This is a genomic window from Streptomyces endophyticus (assembly GCF_035798155.1).
GTDB lineage: Bacteria > Actinomycetota > Actinomycetes > Streptomycetales > Streptomycetaceae > Streptomyces > Streptomyces endophyticus.
The window spans coordinates 42,475-69,162 of the sequence record NZ_JAOZYC010000143.1 but is presented as its reverse complement, the minus strand read 5'-3'; the positions used below and the strand labels follow the sequence as shown (position 1 = coordinate 69,162).

Here is a 26,688-nt window from a genome sequence, read left to right as displayed (position 1 = left end):
GGGCTCACACCGGCTGGCCGAACAGCTCCCGCAGCACGTCCTCCATCGTCACGAGCCCGGCGAGCCGGCCGTCCGCGCCGAGCACCGCCGCGACGTGCGTACGGCTGCCGCGCATCGCGGTCAGCACGTCGTCCAGCGGCGTCGTCTCCCGCACGCGCGCGATGGACCGCATGTCCGGCACCCGGAAGGGCAGGTCGCGAGGCATCGCGTCCAGGGCGTCCTTCACGTGGAGGTAGCCGACGATCCGCCGGCCCTGGTCCACCACGGGGAAGCGCGAGAAACCGGACTCGGCGGAGAGCCGCTCCAGCTCCTCGGGCGTGACGCCCACGCGCGCGTAGACGACCTTTTCGATCGGCAGGACGACGTCCTTGATGGGGCGGCGGCCGAGTTCGAGGGCGTCGTGCAGACGCTCCTGCGCGCGGTCGTCGATCAGGCCCGCCTCGGAGGAGTCCTTGACCATGCGGGCCAGCTCGTCGTCCGAGAACGTCGCCGTGACCTCGTCCTTCACCTCCACGCGGAGCAGCTTGAGCAGCCCGTTCGCGAAGGCGTTGATCGCGAAGATCACCGGGCGCAGGGCGCGCGCGACGGCGACCAGGGGCGGGCCGAGCAGCAGCGCCGAGCGGACCGGCTCGGCGAGCGCGATGTTCTTCGGCACCATCTCGCCGAGCAGCATGTGCAGATACGTCGCCACGGTCAGCGCGATCACGAACGAGATCGGGTGGACCAGGCCGTGCGGCACGCCGGCCGCGTCGAACGCGGGCTCAAGGAGATGGGCGATGGCGGGCTCGGCCACGATGCCGAGCACCAGCGTGCACAGGGTGATGCCGAGCTGCGCCGCGGCGAGCAGCGCCGACACGTGCTGAAGCCCCCACATGACGCTGCGCGCGCGCCGGTCGCCGTCCTCGGCGTACGGCTCGATCTGGCTGCGGCGCACCGAGATCAGCGCGAACTCGCCGCCCACGAAGAAGGCGTTGACGAAGAGCGTCGCCAGGCCGATGAGCAATTGGATCGCGGTCATCGGGCCGCCCCCTTTTCCTGAGAGGCCTTGTCGGCCTTGGCGGACCTGCTCGCCGACCTGGCCTTCGCGGCCGTCCGGCCGCTCTTCGACCCGTCCGCCGTTCCGTGTTCCTCGTCGTCCAGGATCAGCGGCGCGTGCAGCAGCACGCGGGCCGCGCGACGCCCGTGCGCGTCCACGACGTCGAGCCGCCACCCGGCGACCTCGACGCTGTCGCCGATGCCCGGGATCCGGCCCAGCTCCGTCGCGACGAGCCCGGCCAGCGTCTCGTACGGTCCGTCCGGCGCGCGCAGTCCGACCCGTGCGAGCTGGTCGGTGCGGGCGGCGCCGTCGGCGGAGTAGAGCGCGCGGCCCTCCGGGTCGGTGCCCGCGGCCGCGATGTCGGAGGTCTCGTGCGGGTCGTGCTCGTCGCGGACCTCGCCGACGACCTCCTCGACGATGTCCTCCAGGGTGGCGACACCGGCCGTGCCGCCGTACTCGTCGATGACCACGGCCATCGTCCGCTTGCCGGAGAGCCGGTCGAGCAGTCGGTCCACGGTCAGTGTCTCCGGGACGAGCAGCGGCTCGCGCAGCAGATCGGTGACGCCCTTGCGGGCCCGCTGCTCGTCGGGGACCGCGAGCACGTCCTTGATGTGCACGACGCCGACGACCGAGTCGAGGCTGCCGCGGTAGACGGGGAAGCGGGACAGGCCGGTGGCCCGCGTCGCGTTCGCCACGTCCTCGCAGGTGGCCTGGAGGTCGAGGGCCATGACCTGGACGCGCGGCGTCATCACGTTCTCCGCGGTCAGGTCGGCGAGGTTCAGGGTGCGTACGAACAGCTCGGCGGTGTCCGCCTCCAGGGCGCCCTCCTTCGCCGAGTGCCGGGCGAGCGCCATCAGCTCCTGCGGGCCGCGTGCGGAGGCCAGCTCCTCGGTCGGCTCGATGCCGAAGCGGCGTACGAGACGGTTCGCGGTGTTGTTGAGGTGCGTGATGAACGGGCGGAACGCGGCGCTGAACCAGCGCTGCGGCGTCGCCACCTTCTTCGCCACGGCCAGCGGGGAGGAGATCGCCCAGTTCTTCGGCACCAGCTCGCCGACGACCATCAGGAAAACGGTCGACAGGGCGGTGCCCAGCACCAGGGCGACCGAGGTGGAGGCCCCCTCGGACAGGCCGAGGGACTCCAGCGGCCCCGACAGGAGCTTGGAGATGGACGGCTCGGCGAGCATGCCGACGACGAGGTTGGTGACGGTGATGCCGAGCTGGGCGCCGGAGAGCTGGAAGGTGAGGTTCCGTACGGCCCTCAGGGCGCCCGCCGCGCCGCGCTCACCGCGCTCGACGGCCTCTTCGAGATCCGCGCGCTCGACGGTCGTGAGCGAGAACTCCGCCGCGACGAACGCGCCGCAGGCCAGCGACAGCAGGACCGCGACGACGAGCAGCAGTACTTCGGTCATCGAAACGTCACCTCCGTCCCATGGTCGGCCAGGGCGGGGACGGATGCGCGCTCGTGGGGGCCGCGCGGGGGGACGGAGCGGGTACTGGGAGGCTCGCCCATGGCCGGACGCTCACACCTTTCGATAGGAGTTCGAGTGACCCATCCATCGTAAAGCGTCGGCAAAGCACGGCGTGCCCGGCGACGAGGTCGCGGGAGGGCTCAGCGGGCGGCACTGCGCAGCAGGTCGACGAAGGCCGGGACCAGTGGCGCCGGGCCCGCGGCGGGCAGCAGCACGCCGTAGTCCAGCGTCGGGCCGTCCCGCAGCGGTACGAAGGCGACGCCGGGCCGCGCGTGGTACTCGCCGGCGCGGGCCGCGACGATCGACGCGCCGAAGCCGGCGGCGACCAGCACGGGGATCTCGTACCAGGAGACGTAGGAGGGCCCGCGGGGGATGGGGCGGCCCTGCGGGGTGTGCCCGGGGGAGTGGAAGTCCATCAGCGGCTGCGGGTGGTCCCCCGCGAGCCGGAGCAGCGGAACCTCGGCCAGGTCCTCCAGGCACACGCTCTCACTGGCCGCCAGCGGGTGGCCGGCCGGCAGCATCAGCGCGCGGCGCTCGCGCAGCAGCACGGGGCCGGCGGTGACTCCGGGTTCGAGCACGGGCAACTCGGCGATCTGCAGCTGGAGTTCGCCGCGGTGCAGCGGACCGTGGAGATCGCTGAACTGGACCTCGTGGATCCGTACGGACCAGCCGGGGTGCCGACCCCGCAGCTCCTCGGCGGCCCGCAGCAGCAGTTCGGCGCACCAGGGGGTGGTGTACCCGGCGTGCAGCTCGCCGGCCTCGGCCCGGCCCTCGGCGGCGGTCCGGTCGAGCGCCTGGAGGATGCGCCGGTGGGCCGGGAGCAGCTCGTCGCGCAGCCGTGAGCCCGGCGGGGTGAGCCGCACGGTGCGCGAGGTCCGCTCGAAGAGCCGCACGCCGAGGCGGCGCTCCTGCTTCTTGATGACGTGGCTGACCCGCGACGGGGTGATGTGCAACCGCTCGGCGGTCCGCCCGAAGTGCAGCTCGTCCGCCAGCGTCAGAAAGATCTCGATGTCCCGCAGCTCCATCGGCCCCCGCCTCCCCAGTGAACGTGAACCTAGCGGTCAACTGTGCGGTGACACAACGTGCATTGATGCTTCGAAGGGCAACGCAGCCTTGCCGAACTCGCTGTTGATCACCCGTCGGGCCCGGCGCAGGCTGAGGACCTTGAGGGGCCCGGTCGTCTCCGTGGCCTGCGGAGCAAGAGAGAGCGGGCCGCGCGGGCTGGCCCGTGGGGGGTGGGCGATGGGACACATCAGCGGTGGCGTCTCCGAGGTGGGACAGCGCAGAATCCGTGAGGTGCTGGGGCGCCATGTCGAGTCCGGGCGGATCCCCGGCGTGGTCGTCCTCTACAGCAGGGGCGAGGAGACGTACGTCGAGACGCTGGGGGCGATGCGCAAGGACGGCGGCGCGCCGATGCGCCGGGACACCGTCTTCCGGATGGCGTCGACGTCCAAGCCGGTCTCGGTCGCGGGGGCCATGGTGCTGCTCGACGAGTGTCGGCTGCGCCTCGACGACACGGTCGAGGAGTGGCTGCCCGAACTGGCCGACCGTCAGGTGCTGAAGCGGGTCGACGGGCCGCTGGACGACACCGTCCCGGCGCGCCGGCCGATCACGGTGCGGGACATCCTGACGTCCACCTTCGGGCTCGGGATGGACGTGACCGCGATCGGCACCCCGATCTTCGGGGCGATCGCCGGACAGGGGATCATTCCGAACCTGCCGGAGCCGATGCCGGGACCCGACGAGTGGATGAAGCGCCTGGGCACGCTGCCGCTGATGCATCAGCCGGGCGAGCGCTGGCAGTACCAGATCGCCAGCGATCTGCTCGGCGTGCTGGTCGCCCGGGTCTCCGGGCAGTCCTTCGACGCGTTCCTGCGCGAGCGCGTCTTCGAGCCGCTGGGCATGCAGGACACCGGCTTCCACGTCCCGGCCGAGGACATCGACCGGCTGCCGCCCCTGTACGCCCCCGACCCGGCCACCGGCGAGTTCCATGTGTGGGACGAGGCCGCGGGCGGCCGGCACAGCGCGCCGCCGGCCTTCCCCGGCGGTGGCGGCGGGCTGAACTCGACGGCCGACGACTACCACGCGTACTTCCGGATGCTGCTCAATGGCGGGGTGCACAACGGGGAGCGGATCCTGTCGGGGCCCGCGGTGCGGCTGATGACCACCAACCGCCTCACCGCGGAGCAGGAGGCCGCCCGCACGGCCCTGGCCACCGAGAACGTCCATGTGTCGTTCGGCCAGGGACAGCAGGGCGGTTGGGGCCTCGGGATGGCGGTGCGCACCTACGTCGGTGACTACGCGCCGCTCGGCCAGTTCGGCTGGGACGGCGGCAGCGGCACCTCGACGTACGCCGATCCGGGGAACGGGATCACCGGCATCGTCCTCACCCAGGTCGGCGCGTCCGTGGGGCACTCGATCCGGCTGCACAACGACTTCTGGACCACCCTCTACCAGGTGATCGAGGACTGAGGTCGCCTCCCGCACAGCTCGCCGCCGCCCGGAAATAAGACCTTGGCCGGGCGGCGGCGGCCGTGGTCCACTCCTCGGGTGACTGAACTGAACACGCGCTCGGCGACCCCCGACGACATCGACGCGGTCCTGGCGTTCTGGCGCAAGGCGGCCGAAGGTACGAGCATCAGCGACGACCAGGACGGCGTGGGCCGGCTCATCGACCGCGACGCCGACGCCCTGATCCTCGCGGAGCGCGCCGGGCAGCTCGTCGGAACCGTCATCGCCGGCTTCGACGGCTGGCGCTGCTCGGCGTACCGGCTCGCCGTGCACCCCGACCACCGTCGGCAGGGCATCGGTGCCGCGCTCGTGGACGCCGCCGAACGACGCTTCGCCGCGCTCGGCGGCCGTCGCGTCGACGCGATGGTCCTGGAGGCCAACACGCGCGCGCACGGCGCCTGGTCCGCTTCCGGGTACCACCGCGAGGACCACTGGCGGCGCTGGGTGAAGTCGCTCTAGCCGCCACCGCCACCCCCACCGCCGACGGCACGCTCAGCGGCCCCGCAGCTCCTCGATCACCGGCGCGAGCGCCTCCATGGACGGCTCGAGCACGGTGAAGTACGAGAACCCGAACCGCTCGCGGCGCTCAAGGAGTTGCTCCGTGATCTGCTCGACGGTGCCGACGAGCAGCAGCGGGGAGTCGAGGACCTGCTCCTCGGCGAGGTGCGGCAGATGCTCGAGGAAGGGCTGGACGGCGGCGGCCCTGTCGTCCGTCACCGCCACCAGCTGCACGAGCAGGTTGAGTTCGGCGCTCTCCGCGCGGTCGGCGGCGAGCTTGCGGTACGTGGCGACCCGCTCCTCCAGCTCGTCGCCGGTCAGCGGTTCGAGCCCGCCCGCGTTCCCCGCGGGCGCGCGGGCCCCGGTGAACGCGGCGATGTCGGCGTGCTCGGCGGTGATCCGCAGCATCCGGTCGCCGTTCGCGCCGATCAGGAGCGGGGGCCGGGGTCCCTGGTCGGGGGCCGAGAGCAGCCGGTCGAGCTCCGCGACGGTGCGCTCCAGGTGCGCGACACGGCTGCCGGGCGTGCCCCACTCCAGGCCCGCCTGCTCGAACTCCTCGCGTACGTAGCCGGTGCCGAGGCCGAGTTCGAGGCGGCCGCCGGTGAGCGCGACGGTGGTGGTGACCTCGCGGGCGAGCAGCACCGGGTTCCAGAACGCGCAGTTGAGGACGAACGTCCCCAGCCTCGGCCGGCTCGTCGCGTCGGCCGCCGCCACGAGCGAGGGGAACGGCGACGGCGCGCCCAGATGGTCGGGCACGAGGATCACGTCGTAGCCGAGCTCCTCGGCCCGCCGGCACTTGGCGCGCCACGCGTCGTCCGGCGCGGGGGTGACCAGGTTGACGCCGAAGCGGAACGGGCGCGCCGCCTGCGAGCCTTCCGTACTCATGAACTCTCCTCGAAACGTGGACAGTTGACGCAGTCCAGTCGACCCTACGTCCGGCCCGCTATTCGTGCGCGATCGCCGCCAGCACGTTCAGCCGCGAGGCCCGCAGCGCCGGCAGCAGCGCCGCCGCGAGGCCCACGACCACCGAGCCGACCACCACCGCGGCGATCGTCGACCACGGGATCGCCAGCGCCTTCATGCCCTCAAGGGCGAGCACCCGCTGGGCGACCACGCCCCACACGAGGCCGAGCGCGAGCCCGAGCACCGCCCCGAACACGGCGATCACCACCGACTCCAGGCGGATCATGCGCCGCAACTGGCGCCGCGCGAGCCCGATCGCCCGCAGCAGGCCTATCTCCCGCGTCCGTTCCACGACCGACAGGGCGAGGGTGTTGACCACGCCGAGGACCGCGATGACGATCGCCAGGCCGAGCAGCGCGTACACCAGATACAGGAGCACCGCGATCTGCCCGTGGATCAGCTCCTTGTAGTCGGCGAGGTCGCGCACCTGCACCTGCGGATACGGGTCGAGCGTGTTCTCGAGGCGCTCGCGCAGCACGTCGGGCGAGGTGCCGGAGGCGGCGTTCACGTACACCGCCGAGTCCTGGCCGCCCGGCGCGTACCTCGCCAGCGTGGACAGGCCCATCGCGAAGCCGCCGGACATGCCGAATTCGCTGCCCTCCTGGTCGGTCAGGGCGCCCACCGTCAGCTCGGTGCGCCGCTTCCCGGGGAACTCCACGGGCAGGACGCTGCCGATCCGCGCCCCGTGCTCGTCGGCGAACTCCTTCTGCAGCAGCAGGTGTCGGGGCGCGAGGCCCGTCGCGCTGTTGCCCCGCGCGTACGTCACGTGCGCGACGTCGTCGATCCGCCGGTCCCACCCGGCGGCCGTCGTCTTCACCCGCTTCCCGTCCGGCATGCGCACCGCGAGCGCGCTGAACCGCTGGCGCACGACCAGGCCCACGCCGTCCGTCGCTCGGATCTTGCGGGTGACCTCCTGCGGGAACGGCACGAAGTTGGCGTTCTGCACGGTGAAATCGGCGCCCAGCGTGTCGTCGATCTCCTGGTCGAACGACCTGCTCATGGAGGCGGACGCCACCGACATCCCCGCAACCAGGGCGAGCCCCACCATCAGGGCGGCGGCCGTGGCCCCCGTGCGGCGCGGATTGCGCAGCGCGTTGCGCTGGCTCATCCGGCCGACCGAGCCGAACACCGCGGGGAACGCGCCCCCGAGGACCCGGATCACGGGGCGTACGAGCAGCGGCCCCGCCACGACCGTCGCGAGCAGCGTGAGGACGATGCCGAGGCCCAGCAGCGAGGCCGCGGGCCCGGTCTCGTCCGCCGTCCAGCAGCCGATCAGCGCCGCGGCGCCGGCCGCGCCGATCACCGAGCCCACCAGCGCCCGCACCTTCAACGGCCGCCCCACACCCGCGATCTCGGCATCGGCGAGCGCGGCCATCGGGGAGACGCGGGCCGCGCGCCGCGACGGCAGATACGCGGCCACGAACGTGACCCCGACGCCGACCGCGAACGACACGACAGGCGTGCCCCAGCCCACCACCATCTCCGTGGACTTGAGGTTCATCCCGAAGACGCCCATCAGCTTGATGAGCCCGATGGCGAGCCCCACCCCCAGCGCGAGCCCGGTCGCCGAGCCGACGAGGCCGAGCAGCACCGCCTCCGTCAGCACGGAGCGCCGCACCTGCCGGCGGTCCGCGCCGAGCGCCCGCAGCAGCCCCAACTCCCGGGTCCGCTGGGCGATCAGCATCGAGAACGTGTTGACGATGAGGAACACGCCGACCAGGACCGCGATCCCGGCGAAGCCGAGCATCACGTACTTGATGACGTCGAGGAAGCCGCCCAGGTCCTCGGCGGCCGACTTGGCGTCCTCGTCGGCCGTCTTCACGTCGTAGGCCCCGCCCAGCTCCTGGCCGATCCGCCGCTTGAGCGTCGCGTCGGCGACGCCCGGCGCCGCGTCCACCGCGATGCTCGTCGCCCGGCCGGTGCCGCCGAGCAGCCTGCGCTGCGCGGTGCCGGTGTCCAGGAAGACGAGGGCCGCGCCCGGGTTCGTCGTACGGAACGTGGCGATGCCCACGACCTCGACCTTGAACGATCCTGGCCTGGCGAGGACGGTGAGCGGGTCCCCGACGCGTACGTGCTTCTTGTCGGCGGTGTCCGCGTCGAGCAGCGCCTCACGGTCGCCGCGCGGGGCGTGCCCCGACGTCAGACGGACCGGACTGCGGTCCGTGGGCTCCCAGTTGGTGGCGATCGTGGGTGCGCCGGTGGTCGGGCCGACCGACTTGTTGTGCCGGTCGACGACGGTGATGTTCTCGACCCCGGCGTCGATGTGCGTGGCGGCCACGCCGTCGACCCGGTCGATCCGGCCGGCCAGCGACTCGGGCACCGTACGCACCCTGCCGGACGGCACCGACTCGTCGAAGTCGTCCTCCTCGGGGCTCACCCGCACGTCCGCCGACGTCGACGCGAAGAGCCGGTCGAAGGTGCGCGACACGGTGTCCGAGAAGATCAGGCTGCCCGCGACGAACGCCACCGACAGGACGACGGCGAGCGCGGACAGGACGAGGCGCCCCTTGTGCGCCAGGAAGCTCCGTAACGTCGCCTTCAGCATGGCTACGCCCGGTGGCCCGGATTCTCGGCGACGACCTGGCGCGCGACGTCGAACTGCTTCATGCGCTCCAGGACGGCCTCGGCGGTCGGCTCCCGCATCTCGTCCACGAGGCGGCCGTCGCCGAGGAAGAGGACCAGGTCGGCGTGGGCGGCGGCGCCCGGGTCATGGGTCACCATGACCACGGTCTGGCCCAGCTCGTCGACCGACTGGCGCAGGAATCCGAGCACTTCGAGCCCGGCCCGCGAGTCCAGGTTCCCCGTCGGCTCGTCCGCGAAGATCAGCTCGGGGCGCGCGGCGAGCGCCCGCGCGCACGCGACGCGCTGCTGCTGCCCGCCGGACAGCTGGGCGGGACGGTGCTTCAGCCGGTCCCGCAGGCCGAGCGTGTCGATGACCTGCTCCAGCCACTTGGGGTCAGGGGACTTGCCCGCGATGTCCATCGGCAGCGTGATGTTCTCCGCCGCGTTCAGCGTGGGGATCAGGTTGAAGGACTGGAACATGAAGCCCACCCGGTCACGCCGCAGCCGCGTCAGGTCGCGCTCCTTCAGGCCCGTGATCTCCGTTTCCCCCAGCCAGACCTGTCCCGCCGAGACCGTGTCGAGGCCCGCCAGGCAGTGCATCAGCGTGGACTTGCCCGAGCCCGAAGGGCCCATCACGGCCGTGAACCGGCCGCGCGCGATGTCCACGTCCACCGCGTCGAGAGCGAGCACCTGGGTCTCGCCGGAGCCGTACGCCTTCGTCAGGCCCTTGGCCCGCGCGGCGACGGCAGCATCCTTGACCACACCCGTTCCCCCCACCCCAACTCCCTTACGTCGTAAGCCAGTTGCGCATCGGGCTCGAAGGCTCGACATCGGGTTCCGAGGATAGTCGCTCGCTCTGACAACGGGCCTTCAGAGCGCGTCCACACCACTCACCTTCCAGCCGTCGGAGGTGCGGCTCATGGTCATCCGGACCCGGTTGAGATCCACTCGGGGGCCGGAGATCCGGGTGCTGCGGGTCGTCTGGTTCACGAACAGGATCACCACGGCCCGGTCCGCCGACGCCGACTTCACGGAAGCAGCGGGCGCGTCACCGGAGACCTGCGCCACGGCGGCCTTCACCACCCCGTGGTACTTCTTCGCGGCCGGGCCGACCGCCTTCGACGTCGTCCTTCGGTACTCGTCGCCGAAGTCGCCGAAGTCGCCGGTGAGCCGGTCGCGGGCGGCGGCGAAGTCGCGGTCCAGATGGCGGTAGTCATAGGACAGGACCACGGGCGCGGCCTTCCGCGCGGCCGCGAGGGCCTCGCGGCGCGCCTCCTCGGCGCGCACGCCGTCCCGGTAGCGCAGGCCGAGGACGGCGGTCGCGACGAGCGCCGCGACCAGGACGAGGAGGAGGGCGGGCAGGGCGAGGGCGCGCAGGGTGGGTCGGCCGCGGCCGGTCGGGGTCGCGTCGGCCCCGTCGTCCTCCGGCGCGACGGATGCCTCGGCGGGCGTCTCGGCGGGTACCTCCTTCGCGGGTTCCGGGTCCGTCGGCCTCGCGGTGGGCGTCGGCGCGCCGCGCACCCGTTCGGCGCGCTTCGCCGCCGCGCGGGCCGCCGCGGTCATCGACGTCTTCGTCACGGTGGAACTCCTCAGGTTGCGGCAGCGGATGCGGTCAGCCGACGAAATCGACGTCGGACGTCAGCCAGCGCCCGTCCCTGCGCACCAGGTCCAGTTGCAGCCGATAGGTGCGGGCCTGCCCCTTGGGCGCGGACTTGTTGGCCACCTTGCTGTCGGCGACCACCAGGACACGGGCAGAGTCGGCGGCGGACCTGACGAGCCCGGCGTCGAGTACCTGGCCCTTCGATACCGACTTGTTCTCGGCGACCAGCTTGGTCAACTGAGCGGTCTGCGCGGCGAATTGGCGCTTGAAGTCGCCGGTGGCGCCGTCCAGGACGTTGTCGCTGTCCCGCCCGTAGTGCCGGTAGTCGAGCGTCGTGAAGTTCAGCGCGGACTGGCGGGCCGCGGCCAGGATGTCCTGGCGCTGCCGCTCCGCCTCGTGCTGGCGGTGCAGGCCGAGCGCGAACGACGTCGTGAGCGCGGCGGCGAGCACCGTCGCCACCACGAGCACCGTCCACGCGGCCCGGCCCCTCAGCAAGGGACTCACGCCATGGGTCCAACGAGCAGCCACTGCCACGACTCCTTTCCGAACACGGCCTGTTGGCCGCCCGCCGAGCCGATCTCGACGGGTCCTCCGTCGGGTCCGGTCGCCGCACCGGACTCCGGGTCGTACGGCGTCGGGGCGTCCACCTGGTCGGCACCGCTCCCGTCGGACGTGGCCGCGCGCGGCGCGTTCTGGGCGCCGCGCACCGAGGACTTGCTGCCGCGCGGGAGGGCGCAGCGGGCGTTCGTGTTCGCCTCGCGGGTGCTGGTGTCGGCCGGGTCGCGCCACTTCGTCCCCTCGTACCCCTTGGTGCACGCGGGCGGGTCGGCGACGTTCAGAGCCAGGCCGAAATGTGTCGTGCCGTCGCCCGGCGCGATGGTCTGGCCGCCCGCGGTCAGGCCGGGGAAGGTGACGAGGGCCTGTTCCACGCCGGGGAGCCGGGCCCGGACGACCTGGCCGCCGCTGATCAGATTGGCGAGCAGCACCGAGAGCTGCGGGTCGACCGACCTGAGCAGCGAGTCGACCTGCTGCGCCGCCGGCGGTGTGTTGTCGATCAGCCCGCGCAGATCGCCGTCGCTCGACTTCAGCTGCGCGGTCAGGCTCGACAGGTCGCGGGCGAACGACTTGATGGACGAGCCCTGTTCGGCCTGCGTCCTGAGCGCCGTGCGCGCGTCCTCGACGAGCGAGACGGTCTGCGGCAGCGCCTCGGACGCCGAGTCGACGAGCTCGTCGCCCGAGTCCACGAGCCGGCCGAGATGCGGACCCGTGCCGGCGAACGCCTTCCCCAACTCGTCGACGGTGACCCGCAGATCACCCTTGCCGACCGAGTTCACCAGCCGGTCCAGGCTGAGCACGAGGTCCGTGGCCGGCAGCGGCACGCGCGTGTGCGCGCGGGGGATGGTGCTGCCGTCCAGCAGGTACGGGCCCCGGGACCTGCGCGGCTGAAGGTCCACGTACTGCTCACCGACCGCCGAACGGTTCGCGACGACCGCAAGGGTGTCCACTGGGATGCGCGGTGCGTCGTCCTCGATGTCGAGCGACACGGAGACACCGTCCGAGCCCGTCAGCCGCAGCCCGCCGACCTTGCCTACTGGCACCCCTCGATACGTCACCTGGGCGCCGGGGAAGATGCCGCCGGAATCGGCGAACTCGGCGCGCGCGGTGTAGCCCCGGCCGAGCACGGCGTCCACAAGACCCGTGTACTCGGCGCCGACGTACGAGACGCCGACCGCGGTGACCGTGGCGAAGGCGATCAGCTGCGCCTTGACCGTACGAGTGATCATGGCTGGACCCCCTGGAGCAGCAGGTCGGGCAGGCCCGGGAGTCCGGGGAGCTTCGGCTTCGGGTTCGGATCCGGGGTCGGCTTCGGATTCGGGTGGGGCTTCGAGTTCGGGTTGGGTTTCGGGTTCGACTTCGAGGAGTCCCCCTTTGTGCCGCCGGTCAGATTCCCGTACAGGCTCTCCAGATCGAGATCCGCCGTGAGGTGCATGTTCACGAAGTCGCCCTTGATGGCGTCCGTCGCGTTCCGTGGGAAGGGGTAAGTGGTCAGCACCTCAAGGGAGTTGGGAACGTCGTCGCCCGCCTCGTTCAACCGGCTCAGGATCGGCCGGAGTTGTCTGAGGTTCGCGACCGTGTCGTCGTGCGAGGCGTTGATGACCCGGGTGCCGGTCCTGCCGAGCTTGGAGAGCGCGGTGAGCATCCTCGTGAGGTCCTTGCGCTGGTCGGCCAGCACATCGAGGGCGGGCGGGAGTGTGTCGACGGCCCGCGCGATGGTCCTCCGCTCCCGGCCCAGGCGCTCCGAGAGCCGGTCGACGGCCTTCAGCGCGCGGACGATGTCGGCGCGCTGGTCGTCCAGTGTGCCGATGAACGTGTTCAGCTCCTCCAGGAGTGACCTGACACGGTTCTCCCGGCCGTCCAGTGCCTTGTTCAGCTCCACCGTGATCGTCTTGAGCTGTGCCACTCCGCCCCCGCTGAGCAGCGCCGACAGCGCGGAGAGCACTTCCTCGACCTCCGGGTTGCGGCCGCTGCGGGACAGCGGGACGCGGTCGCCGTCGCGGAGCCGGCCGAGGGACGGGGTGTCGTCGGGGGCGGACAGCGCGACGTACTTCTCGCCGAGCAGGCTGGTCTGGCGCAGTTCGGCGACCGCGTTGGCGGGCAGCTTCACGTGGTCGGCCACGCGCAGGCGCACGCGCGCGTGCCAGCCGTTCAGCTCCACCTTCTCCACGGCGCCCACGGTGACGTTGTTGGCCTTCACCGCCGACTGCGGTACCAGGTCGAGGACGTCGCGGAAGTCGACCGTGACGCGGTAGGCATGCCCGTCGTCGGCGGCCCCGCCGGGCAGCGGGACGTCGTACCAGCCGTGGAACTCGCAGCCCGAAAGCAGCAGCGCCCCGGCCGCGGCCCACACCGCCGCGCGGCCCGCCCGTGCGGCGGTCATCCGCTCGCCCCCAGAATCCCGCCGAGCGTCCGGTCCACCGTGCCCGCGCCCGTGGACCCCAGCGGAAGCTCCGGGAGCTTCGGCACCTTCGGCAGCGAGTCGAAGAGCGTGCGGAGCTTCTCGCAGTCCGGATTCCTGCCGACGCCGAGTTCCCCGGTCGTCGACAGGAGCGAGCACAGGAGGGAGGCCGGGTCCCGCAACTGCTCGACGTTGAGGCGCGTGTCGAGGGTGCCGGAGGTCGGGTTGTAGGTGTTGTTGAGGTTCGACAGGGCAGTGGGCGCGACGTCCAACAGCTCCTCCAGGGCGGCCCGTTGGGAGACGAGCACCTTGGTCACCTTGCTGAGTCCCTCGACGTTCGAGGCGAGCGACTTCTTGTTGTTCTTGACGAAGGCGGAGACGTCGGCGAGCGCCGCGCCCAGGTTCTTCAGCGTCGCCGCGAGGTCCTCCCGCTCGCCCGCGAGCTGCCCGGCCACCTGCGCGAGGCTGGAGTTGAACGCCCGTACGCTCTTGTCGTCCGCGGCCAGGGCCGCCGTGAACACCTGGAGGTTCTGCACCGTGCCGAACAGGTCGGTTCGCCCGTCGGAGAGCGTCCTGACCGCCTTGGACAGGTCCTCGACCGTCCGGTGGAGGTTCTCGCCCTGCCCGTCGAGGTTGTCCGCGCTCACCCCGAGCAGCCGTGACAGGGCGCCGTCTCTGTTGGCCCCCTTCGGGCCGAGGGCCTCGGCGGTCGTGTGCAGGCTGTCGAAGACCCGGTCGAGTTCCACGGGCACGGCCGTCCGCTTCTCCGGGATGACATCGCCGCTGCGCAGCACCGGGCCACCGCGGTAGACCGGGAGGAGCTGGACGTAACGGTCGCTCACCAGCGAGGAGTTGATGATCGCGGCCTTGGCACCCGCGGGCACCTTGCGACCGGCCTCGTAGCTGAGTTCGACCCGCACCCGGTCGCCCTGCGGCGTGATCGATTCGACCTTCCCGAACCGGACGCCGAGGACGCGCACGTCCGAGCCCTCGTGGATGCCGACCGTACGCGGGAAGTACGCGGTGACGCGGACGGGGCCGGGGCGCGGCCACAGCACGTAGGTGAGCGCGACGATCAGCGCCAGGGCGACGAGGAACGCGGCCGGGCGCGCGTACCGGTGATGAAGGTTCACGACGCGTCCCCCTTGCCCACGGCCACCGGCACGGCCACCAGGTTCTGCACGTAGCCGTCGAACCAGCGCCCGTTGCCCACCGTGTTGGAGAAGACCCTCAGGAACGGGGCGAGCGCCTTGATGCCCCGGTCGAGGCTCGACTGGTTGCGTTCGAGCATCCGCACCACACCGTTCAGGTTCGCGAGCGTGGGCCCGAGTTCCTTCTCGTTGTCCTTGACCAGGCCCGACAGCTCCAGGCCGAGCGCCGCCGAGGTCTTGAGGAGCGTATGGATCGCCTCGCGCCGCTCGGTGATCTCCTTGAACAGCCGGTCGCCGTCCTTGATGAGGGTGGTGAAGTCGTCGGTGTGCTCGGCGAGTACGCCGGTCACGCCGTTCGCGTGACCGAGGAGCGTGCGCAGCTCCTTGTCGCGCGAGGCGACCGTCCGGGAGATCTTCGACAGGCCCTTGAGGGAGGCGCGCACCTCGGCGGGGGAGTCCTCGAAGGTGGTGGAGAGGGTGTTCAGGGCCTTCGCGAGACGGCCGGTGTCGACCCGTTCCGTCGTGCGGGTCAGATCGCTGAACGCCTCCACGACGTCGTACGCCGCCGTGGTCCGCGACAGAGGGATCTCGCTGCCCGGCTTCAACTGCCCCGGCCCCTTGGGGCGCAGGGCGAGGTACTTGGCGCCGAGGATCGTCCGCACCCGGATCGCCGCGCCGGTCCGGGTGCCGAGGTCCGGGGCGCCCTTGATCGCGAAGGTGACCTTGACGTGGGAGCCGTCCAGGTCGACGTCCCGCACCTTGCCGACCTTGACGCCCGCGATCCGCACCTCGTCGCCCGGCTTGAGGCCGCCCGCCTCGGAGACGGCGGCGCTGTACGTGTCGCCGTCCCCGATCAGCGGCAGGCTGCTGACGTTGAAGGCGGCCAGGGTGAGCAGTCCGAGGACGGTGACGCCGACGGTCCCGATCACCACGGGATTGCGCTCGCGGAACGGGGTGCGCGGCCCACGAGGGAGAGTAAGCCGCTTCATGAGCCGCACCTCGCCCTCGCGATGTGCACCTTCGGCGTCAGGACCTGTTTCGTCTTCGGCAGCACGACGCGGCCGTCGAAGTCGCAGAGGTAGAAGTTGAACCACGAGCCGTAACTCGCCGTCCCCGTCAGCTTGTTGAGCTTGTTCGGCAGCCTTCGCAGGACGCCCTCCACGGTCTTCTCGTTGTCGTCGAGCGTCCCGGTGAGCCGGCCGAGGCCCGCGATGTCGTCCTTGAGGGGCGGCCGGGCGTCCTTGAGCAGACCCGACGTGGCCCCGGTCAGGTCGCCGATGCCCACCAGCGATTCCCCGATCGGTTTGCGGTCGGCGGCCAGGCCCGACACCACCCGGCGCAGCTGCTTGAGCAGTCCGGCGAAGCGGGCGCCGCGCTTGTCGAGCGTCTCCAGGACCGTGTTCAGGTTGTCGATGACCGAGCCGATCAGCTTGTCGCGGCCCGCCAGCGTCGTGGTGAGCGAGGCCGTGTGCACGAGCAGGCTGTTGACGGTGCCGCCCTCGCCCTGGAGCGTCTTGATGATCTCCGTGGCGAGCTGGTTGACGTCCCTGGGGCTGAGCGCGGCGAACAGCGGCTTGAAGCCGTTGAGCAGGGTGTTCAGGTCCAGGGCGGGCTGCGTACGGGACAGCGGGATCGTGCCGTCGGGCGCCAGGCGCGCGCGGTCGCCCGCGCCCTCGGTCAGCGCCACGTACCGCTGCCCGACCAGGTTCCGGTAGTGGATGACGGCGCCCGTGCTGCGCAGCAGCGGACGCTCGGCGGTGACGGTGAAGGTGACCTCCGCGAGGGTCCTGTCCTTGATGCGGGCGACCCCTATGTGGTGAACCTGACCGACCCGCACCCCCGCGACCCGCACGTCGTCGCCCTCCTCCAGGCCCGTCACATCGCTGAACACCGCGTGGTACGTGTCCTTGTCCGTGCCGGAGATGTTCACGATGGTGGCGGCGAGCAGGGCCGTCGCCAGGATGGTCACCAGCGCGAAGAGGCCGAACTTGACGAGTGGTCCTGTGGCCCGGCGGGCGGGGGAGGCCCGCAGGCGGCCGGTGCGACGCGGGCGCCCGGTGCAACTCAGGCGCCCGGTGCGACTCAGGCGCCCGGTACGACGCAGAGGGTTCATGCGACGCTCACCCCCGTCCCCCGCGCGAGCGGCCCGAACAGCAGCGTCGCGACCGGCGGCACGTCATCGGCCGGTACATCGAGGACGGGCGCCACGAGCGCGCCGACGGTGTGCTGCTCGGCGCGCGTCGCGGAGGCGTCGGCCGGGCCGTCCGGGGAGAGCGGCAGGCCGGGCGAACCGTGCTTCGACCCGTCGTCGTGCCGCACGCCGGGCGAGGGCACCTCGGGGTGCGGCAGGCCGTGGCAGTCGGGCCCCGAACGGGCGCCGTATCGGGGCTCCTCGCCCGGCCGGTACGGCTGTTGAGGCTGGACGACCTCCAGCGTGATGTGCATCCGGCCGCCCTTGAACACCTCCTGGGACAGTTGGTCCTGGCGCACCATGCCTTCGAAGAAGCACGGGTACACGGGCGAGTAGCGGGAGAGCAGGGCGAGGGTGGGGCGGGCGACCCGGTTGACGGTGATGAGGCGCTCGCCGTTCTTCCGCAGGACGTCGTCGGCCGTGCCCGCGACGCCGGTCGTCGAGGCGAGCGCGGACGCGAGCCGGTCCCGCTTCTCGACCAGCGTCCGGCTGGTGGTGACGGTGTTGCGCAAGGTGTCCAGGAGGTCGGGCGCCGCGTCCCCGTACACATCGGCGACCTCGGCGAGCCGTGCGATGTCCTCGGTGAGGTCCGGCAGATGCGGGTTGAGCTCGCCCAGATAGTCGGCGACCCGCGTGAGGTTGTCCCCGATCCTGTCGCCGCGTCCTTCGAGCGCGCCGGCGAACGCGCTGAGCGTGGCGTTCAGCTTGGCGGGCTGCACGGCACGCAGCAACGGCAGCAGATCGTCGAGGAGTTGCTGCACCTCGGTGCCCACGCGGGTGCGGTCCTGGGTGATGACGTCCCCGGCGCGGATGGCGCGGCCCGCGGTGTGCGCGGGTGCGATCAGGTCGACGAACTTCTCGCCGAACAGCGTCTTGGGCAGCAGCCGCGCGTGCACGTCAGCGGGGATCGAGGCGACGTGCCCCGGCTTCAGCGCGAGGTCGAGCGTCGCCTTCGCCCCGTCCGCGCGCACGGACCGCACCTCGCCGACGAGCACACCGCGCAGCTTGACGTCGGCCCGCTCGTCGAGCTGGTTGCCGGTGGAGTCGGCTTCGAGGGTGATCCGTACGACAGGGGTGAACTTCTGCTCGTAGACGGCCACGGACAGGGTGACCAGCAGGCCGAGTACGACGATGAACACCACCCCGTACAACCGCAGTTGAATCGCCTTCGCCCCTCTCACGCCGCTCACCCCGCGATCCGTACGGTCGTGGTGGCGCCCCAGATCGCGAGCGACAGGAAGAAGTCGACGACGTTGATCGCCACGATCGACGTCCGCACCGCCCGCCCCACCGCGACCCCGACCCCCGCCGGGCCCCCGCGCGCGTAGTAGCCATAGAAGCAGTGCACCAGGATGATCACGACGGCGAAGACCAGCACCTTCCCGAAGGACCACAGCACGTCGACCGGCGGCAGGTACTGGTGGAAGTACTGGTCGTACGTGCCCGCCGACTGCCCGTAGTAGAAGGTGGTGATGGTGCGGGCGGCGAGGTACGAGGACAGCAGCCCGATCACGTACAGCGGGATCACCGCGACGAACCCGGCGATCATCCGCGTCGTCACCAGGTAGGGCAGCGAGGGGATGCCCATCACTTCGAGGGCGTCCGTCTCCTCGTTGATCCGCATCGCGCCGAGCTGCGCGGTGAACCCGGCGCCCACGGTCGCGGACAGGGCGAGCCCGGCCACCAGCGGGGCGATCTCACGGGTGTTGAAGTACGCGGACAGGAACGCCACGAAGTTCGATGTGCCGAGCTGTTGCAGCGCCGCGTAGCCCTGGAGGCCCACCTCCGTGCCGGTGAAGAACGACAGGAACGCGATGACGCCGACGGTGCCGCCGATCACGGCGAGCGCGCCACGCCCGAAGCTCACCTCGGCGAGCAGCCGCAGGATCTCCTTCTTGTAGCGGCGCAGGGTGCGGGGCGTCCACGCCAATGACCGTCCGTAGAAGGAGAGTTGGGCGCCGAGGTCCTCCAGTGCGCGGAGCGGGCGGGCGACGAGTGCTCTGGCGAGGGGCGGGCGCATCGGCTATCCCCGCTGCGGGACGGCCTGGAAGTACACCGCGGTCATCACGAAGTTCGTGACGAACAGCAGCATGAACGTGATGACCACGGACTGGTTCACCGCGTCACCCACCCCCTTCGGGCCGCCTCTGGCGGTGAGTCCCTTGTACGAGGCGACGACCGCGGCGATCGCGCCGAACACCAGCGCCTTGACCTCCGCCGCCCACAGGTCCGAGATCTGCGCGAGCGTGGTGAACGAGGCCAGGTAGGCGCCCGGAGTGCCGTTCTGCAGAAGGACGTTGAACGCGTAGCCGCCGACGATGCCGACCACCGACACCAGTCCGTTGAGCAGCACGGCGACGACCATCGACGCGAGTACGCGCGGCACGACGAGGCGGTGCACCGGGTCGATGCCGAGCACCCGCATCGCGTCGATCTCCTCGCGGATCTTCCGCGCCCCGAGGTCCGCGCAGATCGCCGTCCCGCCCGCGCCCGCGATGAGCAGCGCCGTCACGATCGGCGAGGCCTCCCGGAGCACCGCGAGGACGGAGGCGGCGCCCGCGAAGGACTGTGCGCCGAGCTGCCGGGTCAGGCTGCCGATCTGCAGGGCGATGACCGCGCCGAACGGGATGGACACGAGGGCCGTCGGCACGATGGTGACGCTCGCGATGAACCAGGCCTGCTGGATGAACTCCCGTGCCTGGAAGGGGCGTTTGGGCAGCATCCGCAGGACGTCGAGGGCGAGCGCGAAGAGGCTGCCCGCGTGCCGAAGCCCGGCCGTCGGAGACAGGCTCATGCGTCCGCCTCCTGGTGTGCGGGCGAAGGGGCCTGGCGGCGCGCGATCTCCTCCCAGCGGGGCGGTCTGGTGATGCCGGGGCCCGGAAGGAGACGCGGGGGAGGGGTGCGGACCTCGGAGGACGCGTCTGTGAGCCGGGCCAGTTCCTCCTCGACGAGCGCGGCGTCCTTCTCCTCCGCCATCCCGATCGGGCCCTCGGTGCGACCGTCGAGAAACTGCCGCACGACGGCCTCGTCGCTGGTCAGCAGCTGCTCGCGGGGGCCGAACAGGACGAGCTCGCGTCGGAAGAGGAGACCGATGTTGTCGGGGACGGTGCGGGCCGAGGCGATGTCGTGCGTGACGATCAGGAAGGTCGCGCCTGTCCGCGCGTTCAGGTCGACGATCAACTGGCTGATGTAGGCGACCCGTACGGGGTCGAGTCCGGAGTCCGGCTCGTCGCACAGCACGATCTGCGGATCCATCATCAGCGCCCGCGCGAGCCCCGCCCGCTTGCGCATCCCGCCGGAGATCTCGCCGGGCAGCTTCTCCTCGGCGCCGAGCAGCCCGACCATGTCGACCTTCTCCATGACCATGCGCCGGATCTCGGCCTCGGACTTGTGGGTGTGCTCGCGCACCGGGAACGCGATGTTGTCGAAGAGACTCATCGAGCCGAACAGGGCGCCGTCCTGGAACATCACGCCGAACATCCGCCGCACGTCGTACAGTTCGTGCTCGCGCAGCCGCGTGATGTCGCGCCCCGCGACGCTCACCGAGCCGCGGTCCGGCTTCAGCAGCCCGACGAGCGTCTTCAGAAAGACCGACTTGCCGGTCCCCGAAGGGCCGAGCAGCACCGAGATCTCACCGGCGGGCAGCGTCAGCGAGACATCGCGCCAGACCACTTGCCGGCCGAAGGACTTGGCAAGTCCTTCCACACGGATCTCGGCACCCATCCGGTCCCCCTCCGGCCGTGCTGACGCACTTCTGACACCTGCTCTACGGGGAGGCGGGGCCGGTCCGTCGCGGCGGAGGGGAACTTTTTTCGAGGCTCGTCAAGCCGCGGGGCAGGCGTGGCCGGCGGCGGGTTCCGCCCATCGAACCCCGCTTCCGGACGAGACCCGGCGGGGTCCGGGGCGGAGTCCCGTGGCGTGGGCGGAGGCGCGGGCAGCGACACCGTCACGCCCGGCACCGACACTCCCAGTACCGAAACGGAGTGCAGTGTCACCGCCGGCAGGGCAAGCGCCGGCAGCGCCACGGTCGGCAGCCCTTGCAGAGGGGCCTCCTCGGTGGAACGGGGACTCGGACGCGGACTCGGAAGCGTGCGTCCGGGCGGCGTAGCGGCCCCGTGGTGTGCGACCTGCGTCTCGCGGACGCGAGGGAGTGCGGAGGGATCGCGCACGGGCCGTACGTATCCCGTGGGTGCCTCGGCCACCCGTGGCCCGGCGGCCGGTGGGGCGACCCGCCCGCCGGCGTCCGGCACCACGAACCCCGCCACCACCAGGCCCGCCGTCGCCGAGGACACCGCCACGGCCTGCGCGGGACCGCTCGCGAGGAGCTTTCCGCGGCCCCACAGGAGCGCGGCGAGCCCCAGCGTCCCCGCCAGGGTGTGGCGCAAGGTGCGCCGGGCCCGCGCGAGCAGCGATTCGACGGTCCGGTAGCCGAGCCGCATCCGCTGGGCGACCTCGCCCACGTCGAGGCCCTCGGACTTCAGCCGCAGCGCCTCGGCCTGGCGCTCGGGCAGCTGGGCGCTGCGGGCCGCCAGCCAGCGCGCCTCGTCCCGGTCGCAGACGGCCTCGTCGACGGGCACGGGGCCCGGGACCGTCAGCGTCGGGCTGCGATGCACCTCGGCCTCCCGCGTGACCTGCCGGTGCCGGTCGACGCACAGCCGCATCGTCACCGTCGTGAGCCACCCGCCGAGCCGCTCGTCGTCCAGGCCGGGCCGCTCCGCCGCGCGCAGCATCGCCTCGTGCACCGCGTCCTCGGCGTCCTCCGGCGACATGGATCTGCGCCGGGCGACCCTGAGCAGGTCCTCGCGGTGGCTCCACACGCGCAGCCAGCGCTCGGGGTACGTGCCGCGGCCCGTGGCCGCGGCGGCATTCGGTGTGTCCGGCCTGTCCATCGGCATGAGGGCCCCTTCGCGCTCATCCGCCGGTCCTGTCCCGTCCGGCCCGCGAGAGTACAGCCGGAGATCAAAGGTGGGGAGAGGCACAGACGATCGAACGTCCGTGCCTTGCCGGTGCTAGCACGACGGCGCTAGCGTGGAGGTATGGCCAAGACGCAGCTGAACGTCAGGGTGGAAGAGGGCACAGCCCGCGCCGCCCGGGAGCGCGCGCTCGCCCAAGGGGTGAGTGTGAACCGGTACATCGAGGACCTGGTGCGGCGTGACGCGGGCGAGCAGGGGCGGACGTTCGTCGACGCCGCCGCCGACTTCATGAAGCAGTACGAGTCGGTGTTCGCCGAGGAGTTCGGCACGGACACCGAAGGCCGGCGCCGTCCCGTTGAGTGAACCGTCGCACGAGCCGCTGAACGAACCGCCGCATCTCACCATCGACCTCGCCTGGCTGCTGATGGTCGCGGAGCAGAAGACCCCCGGCGATCCGCAGGTCACCGACTGGGGCGCCCTCGTGAGCGCCGTCGCCCGCCACCGGGCCGCGATATTCGACGTGCCGGTCTACGACTCGCCGCACGCGCGCGCCGCGTCGCTCCTCCAACTCCTCATCCACGTACCGGCGTTGGAGCGCTCGAACGCGATGTACGCGACGGCCGTCGCCTACGCGTACCTCGTCGCCAGCGGGCTGAAGATCGTCACGTCGCCCGAGCAGATCCGCGACCTGGCGCGCCTGGTGAAGACGGGCACGGCAACGATCGACGACATCGAGAAGGAACTCCGCACCTGGTGCTTGTGAGGCCTGGAGCCGCGGCGGCTACGACTGGTCCTCGGGCTGCGCGGGGCGCCTGGCCGTGCCCAGGACGCAGTACGACGTCGGCAGGCGCGGCCCCTGCTCCGGCACGGTCAGGGCGCGGTGGGCGCCGAGCTCGAAGCCGGCCGCGCGCAGCGAACCGAGGGCGTCCCGCCGCAGGTGGCAGCCGCCGAGGCACAGGGGCCAGACGGTCCGGTCGAGGGCGCCCTGCACGAGGCGCATGCCGCGCCCCGGAGCCCGCACATGTTCGAAGAAGCGCACCTCGCCGCCCGGACGCAGCACGCGCCGCACCTCGCCGAGCGCGCGTTCCACGTTCCGTACGCTGCACAGCACGGTGCTGAGCACCACGGCGTCGTACGCCTCGCTCTTCACGGGCAGCGCCTCCGCGGCGCCCGGCACCACGTCGACCGGCACGTCCACGCGCTGCGCCGCGTCGACGGCGATCCGGCGCAGGGTGCGCTCGGGTTCGATGGCGACGACCTCGGAGACGGTGGTCGGGTAGTGCCCGAAGCCGATGCCGGTCCCGGCGCCGATCTCCAGTACGCGCCCGGAGAGCCCGGCGACGAGCTCGCTGCGCAGGGGTGCCATGACGGGCTCGGCGCGCTCGATGGCCTGCGCGTAGTACCGCGCGAACACGGGGTGGTGCACGGCGTCCCCGCGCCGCGCCGCCCTACCGGCTGACCGTGCCAGTGCCTTGCCCACGATGGCGCCTCCTCCGGGTGGCGGTGGCCGCCCCCTCACCTTCCTTCTTGCCCGCGCACGCGGGTGCGGACCCCTGGGCAAGGCCGGGAAGGCGGGCAGGCGGCCCCCGGTGCCGCGCACCCCTCACGAAGGCGTCGGCACCGGAAACGCCTCGGGACACTCGCGCCGCGCGAACGACTCGGCGTCCCACGCCCCGCCCAGGGACGGCGCGAGCCACCCCCCGGCCCCGGCCCGGAACACCTCCGGTGGCATCGCCCCGGCCCCCGCGGGCACCGCGCCCAGCAGCTCCGCCCCCGCCACCACCGGCAGGTCCGCCACATTGCAGCGCTCCGCGAGCCCCGGGTCGCCGGGCCAGCTGCCGATGACGACACCCGCCTGGCGAAGGCCGCGCGACCGCAACGCCTCACCCGTCAACTGCACGGAGTTCAACGTCCCGAGCCCCGCCGCCGCGACCACGAGGACCGGCGCCCCGATCGAGCCCGCCACATCCGCCAACGTCGCCCCCTCCGCGTCGAAGCGCACCAGCAGCCCGCCCGCCCCCTCGACCAGCACGAGGTCGTGCGACGCCGCCAACTTCTCGACGGCGTCCGCGACGTGCCACGGCCGCACGGGCGCGAGCCCGGCCCGCGCCGCCGCCGTCCCGGGCGCGAGCGGCTCCGGATACCGCGCCAGCTCGACCCCCGTCACCGCGTCCCCCGCGAGCCGCACCACCTCGTCCACGTCCCCCGGCTCCCCGGGCGCGACGCCCGTCTGCGCCGGTTTGAGCACGGCCACCGAACGCCCGGACCGCGCCGCGACGGCCGCCAGCGCGGCCGTCGTCACGGTCTTGCCGACCTCGGTCCCGGTCCCGGTCACCACCAGCACACCCATCCCGGCACTCACCCTTTCCCTGTGGCAGCGGCGGCGACCGCGCACACCGCGCGACCGATCCGTGCCACGTCCTCGTCGTTCGTGACGTACGGCGGCATCGTGTAGACGAGGTCCCGGAACGGCCGCAGCCACACACCCTCCGCGACCGCAGCCCGCGTCGCCGCGGCCATGTCGACCTCGCGGTCGAGCTGGACGACGCCGATGGCGCCGAGGACGCGCACATCCCGAACCCCGGGAATCTCGTGCGCTTCTGACAGGGCATCACTCAGCCCCGCCCCGATCCGCTTCACCTCACCGCGCCAGTCCTGCGACAGCAGCAGATCGATCGACGCGCAGGCGATCGCCGACGCCAGCGGGTTCCCCATGAACGTGGGCCCGTGCGCGAGCACCGGCACCTCGCCGCGCGAGATCCCCTCGGCGACCCGCGCCGTGCACAACGTCGCCGCCATCGTCAGATAGCCGCCGGTCAACGCCTTGCCGACGCACATCACATCGGGCGACACCCCCGCGTGCCCTGCCGCGAACAGCTCACCGGTGCGCCCGAACCCCGTGGCGATCTCGTCGAACACCAGCAGCACGTCGTGCGCGTCGCACGCCTCCCGCAGCACCCGCAGATACGCGGGGGAGTGGAAGCGCATCCCGCCCGCGCCCTGCACCACCGGCTCCACGATCACGGCCGCCACCTCGTGCGCGTGCCGCGCGATCGCCTCCCGCAGCTGCTCCGCGTACGACTCGTCGTACGCGTCGAAGCCGCTCGGCGGCTCGTCCACGAAGATCTGCTCCTGGAGCACACCCGCCCACAGTCCGTGCATCCCGCCCTCCGGGTCGCACACGGACATCGGCTGCCAGGTGTCACCGTGGTAGCCGCCGCGCCACGTCAGCATGCGCCGCTTCTCGGGGCGGCCGAGGGAGCGCCAGTACTGCAGACACATCTTCAGGGCGACCTCGACCGACACGGATCCCGAATCGGCGAGGAAGACATGCTCCAGTCCCTCCGGTGACATGTCGACAAGGCGTTCCACGAGCCGTACCGCCGGCTCGTGCGTCAGGCCACCGAACATCACATGGCTCATCCGCCCCAACTGGCCGCGCGCCGCCTCGTCGAGCACCGGGTGTCCGTAGCCGTGGATCGCCGACCACCACGACGACATCCCGTCCACCAGTTCGCCGTGCCCCGCGACCCGCAGCCGCACCCCGGCCGCCGACTCGACGACCAGGGGCCGCTGCGTGCCGGGCATCGGACCGTACGGGTGCCAGACGTGGCGCCGGTCCAGGTCGAGCAGTTCATCGAGGTTCAGTTCAGGCATTGGGCGCGACGTCCGTCCCCGCACCCCGGCGACGTACGGCGACGAGATCGGTACGCGCCCCCTCGACCTCGGTAGCTGCCTTGGTAGCTGCCTCGGTTCCGGTCTCGGGCGAAGGCGCACAGGTCGAACCGCATCCACCCCCGGCCCGGTGCTCCGGCAGCGTCACCCGGTCGGTGCCCTCCACCTCGAAACCGGCGTCCGCGATCATGTCCAGGTCGGTCTTCCCGGCCTGGCCCTCGCTCGTCAAGTAGTCGCCCAGGAAGATGGAGTTGGCGATGTGCAGCGCGAGCGGCTGCATCGAGCGCAGATGCACCTCGCGGCCGCCCGCGATCCGCACCTCCACGTCCGGGCACACGAACCGCACCATGGCCAGGATCCGCAGACACCGCTGCGGCGTCAGGTTCCACTCCTTGGCCAGCGGTGTCCCCTCGAACGGGATGAGGAAGTTCACCGGCACCGAATCGGGGTCGAGTTCGCGCAGCCCGTAGACGACGTCGACCAGGTCCACGTCGCTCTCGCCCATGCCCGCGATCAGTCCCGAGCAGGCGGAAAGACCCGCCTCGTGGGCCTTCTTCACGGTGTCGACGCGGTCCGCGTACGTGTGTGTCGTGGTGATGTCGGCGTACGTCGCCTCGGAGGTGTTGAGGTTGTGGTTGTACGCGTCGGCTCCCGCGCCGCGCAGCCGCTCCGCCTGTCCCTCGCCGAGCAGACCGAGGCAGGCGCACACCTCCACGCCCTCGTTCTCGGACTTGATCGCGTCGATGGTGCGTGCGACCCGGTCCACGTCCTTGTCCGTCGGTCCGCGCCCGCTCGCCACCAGGCACACCCGCTTGGCGCCGCCCGCGACCCCGGCGGCCGCCGCCTTCGAGGCCTCGTCGGGCTTCAGCCACGTGTACTTGAGGATCTCCGCCTTCGAACCGAGGCGTTGCGAGCAGTACGAGCAGTCCTCCGGGCACAGGCCCGACTTGAGGTTCACCAGATAGTTGAGTTTCACCCGCCGCCCGAACCATTGGCGGCGCACCTTGCCGGCCGCGGCCACCACGTCGAGCAATTCGTCGTCCGACGTCGCGAGTACCGCGAGCGCCTCTTCACGGCTCGGCAGTTCGCGCCGAAGCCCCTTGTCCACCAGCGTGTTCAGCAGGTCCATGGGCCCTGATCCTTACCTATCCCGTGGTCCCGGG

Annotated in this window: 26 protein-coding genes; 4 read left to right on the top strand and 22 right to left on the bottom strand. The window is 71.8% G+C overall.

The features are described 5' to 3' along the window. Positions 1–4: 4 nt before the first annotated feature. The 3 genes from OKJ99_RS27205 to OKJ99_RS27195 form a co-directional block, all read right to left on the bottom strand. Positions 5–1,018 carry a hemolysin family protein gene (locus OKJ99_RS27205; RefSeq protein WP_326020235.1) on the bottom strand — a complete coding sequence of 338 codons (1,014 nt, stop codon included), beginning with the start codon at positions 1,016–1,018 and terminating at the stop codon, positions 5–7. After that, positions 1,015–2,445 (bottom strand): hemolysin family protein, encoded by a 1,431-nt coding sequence (locus OKJ99_RS27200; protein WP_326020234.1) that lies wholly within the window; start codon positions 2,443–2,445, stop codon positions 1,015–1,017. Before OKJ99_RS27200 ends, OKJ99_RS27205 begins: the two co-directional genes overlap by 4 nt. A gap of 200 nt (positions 2,446–2,645) precedes the next feature. Beyond that, positions 2,646–3,530: a LysR family transcriptional regulator gene (locus OKJ99_RS27195; protein ID WP_326020232.1), complete on the bottom strand. Its 885-nt coding sequence runs from the start codon at positions 3,528–3,530 to the stop codon at positions 2,646–2,648. A 217-nt stretch (positions 3,531–3,747) separates the two neighbouring features. Between OKJ99_RS27195 and OKJ99_RS27190 the strand changes: the two genes are divergently transcribed. Then, entirely contained in the window at positions 3,748–4,977 is a 1,230-nt protein-coding gene (locus OKJ99_RS27190; RefSeq protein ID WP_326020230.1) for a serine hydrolase domain-containing protein, read from the top strand. 78 nt (positions 4,978–5,055) lie between these two features. Further along, the gene (locus OKJ99_RS27185) at positions 5,056–5,475 is read left to right on the top strand and encodes a GNAT family N-acetyltransferase (protein ID WP_326020228.1); all 420 of its coding nucleotides are present in this window, start codon (positions 5,056–5,058) and stop codon (positions 5,473–5,475) included. Between the two features lie 33 nt (positions 5,476–5,508). Here OKJ99_RS27185 and OKJ99_RS27180 read toward each other — a convergent pair whose 3' ends face one another. The 15 genes from OKJ99_RS27180 to OKJ99_RS27110 all read right to left on the bottom strand — a co-directional run bounded on the left by OKJ99_RS27180 (position 5,509) and on the right by OKJ99_RS27110 (position 21,832). Beyond that, the gene (locus tag OKJ99_RS27180) at positions 5,509–6,399 is read right to left on the bottom strand and encodes an LLM class F420-dependent oxidoreductase (RefSeq protein ID WP_326020226.1); all 891 of its coding nucleotides are present in this window, start codon (positions 6,397–6,399) and stop codon (positions 5,509–5,511) included. A 58-nt stretch (positions 6,400–6,457) separates the two neighbouring features. Continuing rightward, positions 6,458–9,022: an ABC transporter permease gene (locus tag OKJ99_RS27175; protein ID WP_326020225.1), complete on the bottom strand. Its 2,565-nt coding sequence runs from the start codon at positions 9,020–9,022 to the stop codon at positions 6,458–6,460. Positions 9,023–9,024: 2 nt separating this feature from the next. Next, positions 9,025–9,816, bottom strand: a complete 792-nt coding sequence (locus OKJ99_RS27170; protein WP_407700772.1) for an ABC transporter ATP-binding protein — start codon at positions 9,814–9,816, stop codon at positions 9,025–9,027. A gap of 93 nt (positions 9,817–9,909) precedes the next feature. Then, positions 9,910–10,617: a hypothetical protein gene (locus tag OKJ99_RS27165; RefSeq protein WP_326020222.1), complete on the bottom strand. Its 708-nt coding sequence runs from the start codon at positions 10,615–10,617 to the stop codon at positions 9,910–9,912. A gap of 34 nt (positions 10,618–10,651) precedes the next feature. Beyond that, positions 10,652–11,143 carry a hypothetical protein gene (locus tag OKJ99_RS27160; protein ID WP_326020220.1) on the bottom strand — a complete coding sequence of 164 codons (492 nt, stop codon included), beginning with the start codon at positions 11,141–11,143 and terminating at the stop codon, positions 10,652–10,654. After that, the gene (locus OKJ99_RS27155) at positions 11,140–12,423 is read right to left on the bottom strand and encodes an MlaD family protein (protein WP_326020219.1); all 1,284 of its coding nucleotides are present in this window, start codon (positions 12,421–12,423) and stop codon (positions 11,140–11,142) included. Before OKJ99_RS27155 ends, OKJ99_RS27160 begins: the two co-directional genes overlap by 4 nt. Continuing rightward, positions 12,420–13,577: an MCE family protein gene (locus OKJ99_RS27150; RefSeq protein ID WP_326020217.1), complete on the bottom strand. Its 1,158-nt coding sequence runs from the start codon at positions 13,575–13,577 to the stop codon at positions 12,420–12,422. The genes OKJ99_RS27155 and OKJ99_RS27150 overlap by 4 nt, the downstream gene beginning before the upstream one ends. Continuing rightward, complete coding sequence (locus OKJ99_RS27145; RefSeq protein WP_326020215.1) at positions 13,574–14,728, bottom strand: MCE family protein; 1,155 nt, start codon at positions 14,726–14,728, stop codon at positions 13,574–13,576. Before OKJ99_RS27145 ends, OKJ99_RS27150 begins: the two co-directional genes overlap by 4 nt. Beyond that, positions 14,725–15,735, bottom strand: coding sequence for an MCE family protein (locus tag OKJ99_RS27140; RefSeq protein WP_326020214.1), 1,011 nt, complete (start codon positions 15,733–15,735; stop codon positions 14,725–14,727). Before OKJ99_RS27140 ends, OKJ99_RS27145 begins: the two co-directional genes overlap by 4 nt. After that, positions 15,732–16,859 (bottom strand): MCE family protein, encoded by a 1,128-nt coding sequence (locus OKJ99_RS27135; RefSeq protein ID WP_407700771.1) that lies wholly within the window; start codon positions 16,857–16,859, stop codon positions 15,732–15,734. The genes OKJ99_RS27140 and OKJ99_RS27135 overlap by 4 nt, the downstream gene beginning before the upstream one ends. Beyond that, a complete protein-coding gene (locus OKJ99_RS27130; RefSeq protein WP_326020212.1) occupies positions 16,856–18,127 on the bottom strand; it encodes an MCE family protein in 1,272 nt (423 codons plus the stop codon). Before OKJ99_RS27130 ends, OKJ99_RS27135 begins: the two co-directional genes overlap by 4 nt. After that, the gene (locus tag OKJ99_RS27125) at positions 18,124–18,957 is read right to left on the bottom strand and encodes an MlaE family ABC transporter permease (protein ID WP_326020210.1); all 834 of its coding nucleotides are present in this window, start codon (positions 18,955–18,957) and stop codon (positions 18,124–18,126) included. Before OKJ99_RS27125 ends, OKJ99_RS27130 begins: the two co-directional genes overlap by 4 nt. Positions 18,958–18,960: 3 nt before the next feature. Further along, positions 18,961–19,731 (bottom strand): MlaE family ABC transporter permease, encoded by a 771-nt coding sequence (locus tag OKJ99_RS27120; protein ID WP_326020208.1) that lies wholly within the window; start codon positions 19,729–19,731, stop codon positions 18,961–18,963. Further along, positions 19,728–20,660, bottom strand: coding sequence for an ABC transporter ATP-binding protein (locus OKJ99_RS27115; protein ID WP_326020206.1), 933 nt, complete (start codon positions 20,658–20,660; stop codon positions 19,728–19,730). The genes OKJ99_RS27120 and OKJ99_RS27115 overlap by 4 nt, the downstream gene beginning before the upstream one ends. Next, positions 20,585–21,832 (bottom strand): sigma-70 family RNA polymerase sigma factor, encoded by a 1,248-nt coding sequence (locus tag OKJ99_RS27110; RefSeq protein ID WP_326020205.1) that lies wholly within the window; start codon positions 21,830–21,832, stop codon positions 20,585–20,587. The genes OKJ99_RS27115 and OKJ99_RS27110 overlap by 76 nt, the downstream gene beginning before the upstream one ends. A gap of 141 nt (positions 21,833–21,973) precedes the next feature. Between OKJ99_RS27110 and OKJ99_RS27105 the strand changes: the two genes are divergently transcribed. Beyond that, a complete protein-coding gene (locus OKJ99_RS27105) occupies positions 21,974–22,213 on the top strand; it encodes a toxin-antitoxin system HicB family antitoxin (RefSeq protein WP_326020203.1) in 240 nt (79 codons plus the stop codon). Between the two features lie 61 nt (positions 22,214–22,274). After that, complete coding sequence (locus tag OKJ99_RS27100) at positions 22,275–22,613, top strand: fic family toxin-antitoxin system, toxin component (protein ID WP_326020251.1); 339 nt, start codon at positions 22,275–22,277, stop codon at positions 22,611–22,613. 18 nt (positions 22,614–22,631) lie between these two features. Here the strand turns inward: OKJ99_RS27100 and OKJ99_RS27095 are convergent, their stop codons facing one another. From OKJ99_RS27095 to bioB, 4 genes are all read right to left on the bottom strand, one after another. After that, entirely contained in the window at positions 22,632–23,330 is a 699-nt protein-coding gene (locus OKJ99_RS27095; protein ID WP_326020202.1) for a class I SAM-dependent methyltransferase, read from the bottom strand. A gap of 123 nt (positions 23,331–23,453) precedes the next feature. Beyond that, entirely contained in the window at positions 23,454–24,200 is a 747-nt protein-coding gene (bioD, locus tag OKJ99_RS27090) for a dethiobiotin synthase (protein WP_326020200.1), read from the bottom strand. Between the two features lie 8 nt (positions 24,201–24,208). After that, a complete protein-coding gene (locus OKJ99_RS27085) occupies positions 24,209–25,507 on the bottom strand; it encodes an adenosylmethionine--8-amino-7-oxononanoate transaminase (protein WP_326020198.1) in 1,299 nt (432 codons plus the stop codon). After that, positions 25,500–26,654 (bottom strand): biotin synthase BioB, encoded by a 1,155-nt coding sequence (gene bioB / locus OKJ99_RS27080; RefSeq protein ID WP_326020196.1) that lies wholly within the window; start codon positions 26,652–26,654, stop codon positions 25,500–25,502. Before bioB ends, OKJ99_RS27085 begins: the two co-directional genes overlap by 8 nt. Positions 26,655–26,688: the final 34 nt, after the last annotated feature.